Annotated in this window: 5 protein-coding genes and 1 pseudogene; all 6 read left to right on the top strand. The window is 35.3% G+C overall.

What is annotated here, in order from left to right; all coding sequences use genetic code 11:
- Positions 1 to 404: ribonuclease H-like YkuK family protein (locus AC1DJR_RS24110; protein WP_477003682.1), on the top strand; the 404-nt coding region annotated here is incomplete at its 5' end.
- A 127-nt stretch (positions 405 to 531) separates the two neighbouring features.
- Positions 532 to 723 carry an antirepressor AbbA gene (gene abbA / locus AC1DJR_RS24105; RefSeq protein WP_002145987.1) on the top strand — a complete coding sequence of 64 codons (192 nt, stop codon included), beginning with the start codon at positions 532 to 534 and terminating at the stop codon, positions 721 to 723.
- A 169-nt stretch (positions 724 to 892) separates the two neighbouring features.
- A pseudogene (locus AC1DJR_RS24100) lies at positions 893 to 1174 on the top strand (CBS domain-containing protein); the annotation flags it as partial.
- Positions 1175 to 1350: 176 nt separating this feature from the next.
- On the top strand, positions 1351 to 2235 hold the full coding sequence (locus AC1DJR_RS24095) for a LysR family transcriptional regulator (protein ID WP_477003681.1): 885 nt from the start codon (positions 1351 to 1353) through the stop codon (positions 2233 to 2235).
- 71 nt (positions 2236 to 2306) lie between these two features.
- Positions 2307 to 3029, top strand: coding sequence for a 2,3,4,5-tetrahydropyridine-2,6-dicarboxylate N-acetyltransferase (dapD, locus tag AC1DJR_RS24090; protein ID WP_002014841.1), 723 nt, complete (start codon positions 2307 to 2309; stop codon positions 3027 to 3029).
- A gap of 61 nt (positions 3030 to 3090) precedes the next feature.
- Positions 3091 to 4208: N-acetyldiaminopimelate deacetylase (locus tag AC1DJR_RS24085; RefSeq protein WP_477003680.1), on the top strand; the 1118-nt coding region annotated here is incomplete at its 3' end.

The following is a 4208-nucleotide window of genomic DNA, read 5'->3' as shown; positions in this document are numbered from 1 at the left end:
CTATTGGGACAGACTCACAAGCGCATCAAAAGGATACGAGGTTTATTACAGCGATACATATTCATCGTGTTGGAAAAGGAGCATGGGGATGTTTGCATCATAAATCAGTGAAAAATAAGCCAGCAACGTTGCGAGAGAAAATATATTTAGAAACACAGTTTAGTCAAGAAATCGCCTATCTATTTACTCCCAATCATATACAAGCGATATGGGATTTATTGCACCCATACGCTCAAGATGGAGCAGGATTCATAATGGAAATTCATTTAGATATCGGGAATGATGGTTTAACAAAAGAATTTATTTTAGATATGACGATGAAAATTCAAGCAATGGGATTAACAGCAAAAATTAAACCAGATGCTTATGCGGCATTTAGTTACGCAAACAGATATACAAAATAATGTGAAATGATGTCTATATATTCGCAGTCGTTAAGTGTTTCTAACAAAAACTGAATATTACATCTGTTAAATAGACTGAAAAATTTATATAATGAGAGTGATGATGCGAGTGCAAGGAGAGGAGCATATGGAAAAGGAATTTGTTTTAACAAGAGAAGAAGAAAATTTATTGTTGGATATTCTGTTTCAGCAAAATTACGCGAGCGAAATTTTAGCGGTGGAGCTTACAGACATTGAGAATGGTTTAAAACAGACAGATGTGACGCAATATAAAAAAATCACAAGATTGTTTTACCGATTAAAAAATAAAGGGTATTAAGCACTACCGGAATGGTAGTCTTTTTTTTATGTTATATGCTAAAATAGTTATGTATTTTTATTTTTATTAGAAGAATGTCAGGACAAAATAATAATATGAAAACGCTATCATAAAATGTGAATAGGATCGGAGAATATTAGCAGGAAAAAGGGAAAATGGGGGATGTAACATGATTAGTATTCCGAAAGACGAGTTTCAACAAATTCTTGTGAAGGATTTAATGATTTCATCAGATAAAGTAGCACATGTACAAATAGGGAATGGTCTAGAACATGCTTTACTCGTTCTTGTGAAATCTGGATATTCGGCGATTCCTGTTTTAGACCCTATGTATAAATTACATGGGTTAATTAGTACTGCTATGATTTTAGATGGTATTTTAGGATTAGAGCGCATTGAGTTTGAAAGACTTGAGAATATGAAAGTGGAACAAGTGATGAAGGAAGAGATCGTAGGGAAAGTGACTTCACAGAAAAGACGAAGTCACTTTTTTTCGTGCATATCAGTTGTGTATGTATTATATTTAAAAAGACATAAAGCATAAGAAAAGTTTGAACTAACAAACCGTTCTAATGTATAAAAGTATGCAATTAAATTAAGGATGAAATACTTATTAAAATTAGGTGTATGGAAGCTAAGGAAAGAGGGAGAAAGTTGCAAATTGATGATTTTCAAATGATGGTTGTGTTAGCTCAGGAATCAAATATGAGAAAAGCGGCGGAACGTTTATTTGTTTCCMAACCTGCGCTTAGTCAACGATTACAATCTATGGAGAAACAATGGGGAATGAAATTTTTTATTCGTTCACAAAAAGGATTAACAATTACACCTGAAGGGGAAAAAGTTGCAAATTATGCAAAAGAAATGTTACAACGGGAAGAGGGTATTAAAAGTGAACTGGCTCTTTTTAGAACCGAAACATACGGTACGTTAAAAATAGCTGTTGCATCAGTCATTGGGCAATATTGGCTTCCACCTGTTTTGAAAAAATTTGTGCATAAGTATCCTTCTGTGAAGATATCTCTGTTTACTGGCTGGAGTAGTGAAGTGCAAAAGCAATTTTATGAAGGAGACGTTCATGTTGCTATACTGAGAGGATCACAAGAATACAAAGGGCAGAAACAACAATTATTTGAAGATGAATTATATTTAGTTGATAAAGAAATAAAAGATATTTCGATGTTAAAAGAGACAAATAGACCATTTATTCAATTTAAAAGTGATTCGACCTACTATGGACAAATACAAAATTGGTGGTATGGATTATTTTCAAATCCACCTAAGCGAACGATTGTAGTTGACCAAATTGAAACGTGCAAACAGCTTGTTTTAAATGGAATAGGTTATGCTCTTTTACCTTCGACTGTTTTAAAAGAAGTGCAGGAAAATATGTATAAAACACCTGTTCAATTAACGAGAGAAACATGGTTATTGACGAGTGACTCGGCAAGGCAGTTGAAGCAAGTACAAGCATTTCTAGAAATTATAGAAGAAATTCAAATGGGAAAATAAGATTATTGTCTTGCTACTCGCTCTATCGTTTGGTAGAGTAACATTATAAATGGATTTAGGAGGCAACAAGAATGAAAATGATGGACGCTAACGAAATTATTTCGTTTATTCAAAACAGTGAAAAGAAAACTCCTGTAAAGGTATACATAAAAGGGGATTTAAAAGAGGTAACATTCCCTGAAACAGTACAAGCATTTGTAAATAAAAAATCTGGTGTATTATTCGGAGAATGGTCTGAAATTAAGACAATTCTTGATGAAAATAACAAGCACATTGTTGACTATGTAGTTGAGAATGACCGTCGTAATTCTGCAATTCCAATGCTTGATTTAAAAGGTATTAAAGCTCGTATTGAGCCAGGCGCGATTATTCGTGACCATGTAGAAATTGGTGACAACGCTGTTATCATGATGAATGCAACAATTAACATCGGTGCTGTAATTGGTGAAGGTACTATGATCGACATGAACGCAGTGCTTGGTGGACGTGCAACAGTTGGTAAGAACTGTCACGTAGGTGCAGGAGCTGTACTTGCCGGTGTTATTGAGCCACCTTCTGCAAAACCAGTTATCGTTGAAGATGATGTTGTAATTGGTGCAAATGTAGTTGTTCTAGAAGGCGTTACAGTAGGTAAAGGTGCAGTTGTAGCAGCAGGAGCTGTTGTAACAGAAGATGTGCCTCCATATACAGTTGTTGCGGGAACTCCGGCACGTGTAATTAAAGAAATTGATGAGAAGACAAAAGCAAAAACTGAAATTAAACAAGAGCTTCGTCAATTAAACCCAGAGAAATAAAAAATAAAAAGCGTAAGGGCATGAATGTGCTCTTACGCTTTTTATAGATAGAGGTGCAAAAATGACAGTAAGCAAATTTGTCCAAGTTCGTAGAGATTTACATAAAATTCCGGAGATTGGATTTAAAGAGTGGAAAACACAACAGTATATTTTAGATTATATAGGAACGCTTCCTAATGAATATTTGGAAGTGAAAACATGGAAAACAGGTGTAATTGTTAAAGTAAATGGAAAAAATCCAGAAAAAATAATAGGTTATCGTGCAGATATAGACGGTCTACCAATTACAGAGGAAACTGGATATGAATTCTCTTCTGTCCATGAAGGAATGATGCATGCATGTGGACATGATTTGCATGCAACAATCGGTTTAGGACTTCTAACAGCGGCTGTAAGCGAAAGAATAGATGAKGATCTTGTGTTTATATTCCAACCAGCTGAAGAAGGTCCAGGTGGTGCACTTCCTATGTTAGAAAGCGATGAGTTAAAAGAATGGAAGCCTAATATGATTCTTGGACTTCATATTGCGCCTGAATACTCTGTGGGAACAATTGCTACAAAAGAAGGTTTATTATTTGCGAATACATCAGAGCTATACGTTGATTTAAAAGGAAAAGGTGGACATGCTGCATATCCGCATACAGCAAATGATATGATTGTTGCAGCGAGTCATCTCGTTACACAACTTCAATCAGTTATTAGTCGTAATGTGAACCCTCTTGACAGTGCGGTAATTACAATTGGGAAAATTACAGGTGGTACAGTTCAAAACATTATCGCAGAAAAGTCTCGTTTAGAAGGAACAATTCGAACGCTATCAGTGGAATCAATGAAACGTGTTAAAAGCCGAATTGAGGCAATTGTTGCGGGAATAGAAGCTTCTTTTCAATGTGAAGCTGTTATTGACTACGGAGCGATGTATCATCAAGTGTATAACCATGAGGAGCTAACGAGAGAGTTTATGCAATTTACACGTGAACAAACGACTATGGACGTAATTACGTGTACGGAGGCAATGACAGGTGAAGACTTTGGTTATATGCTTCGAGAGATACCTGGATTTATGTTTTGGCTTGGAGTAAATTCAGAATATGGTTTACATCATGCGAAATTAAAACCAGACGAAGAGGTTATTGAGAAAGCAATTGTATTTTTAAATCAATATGTGAAGTGGAAGGG

This window comes from Bacillus sp. 05T31 (assembly GCF_056396725.1).
The sequence above is the reverse complement of the archived record's forward strand: the minus strand, read 5'-3'. Positions and strand labels throughout refer to the sequence as shown.

What these genes read in the sequence shown, in the direction of transcription:
- abbA (WP_002145987.1), top strand. Translation starts at nt 532, where the DNA reads ATGGAAAAGGAATTTGTTTTAACAAGAGAAGAAGAAAATTTATTGTTG.
- dapD (WP_002014841.1), top strand. Translation starts at nt 2,307, where the DNA reads ATGAAAATGATGGACGCTAACGAAATTATTTCGTTTATTCAAAACAGT.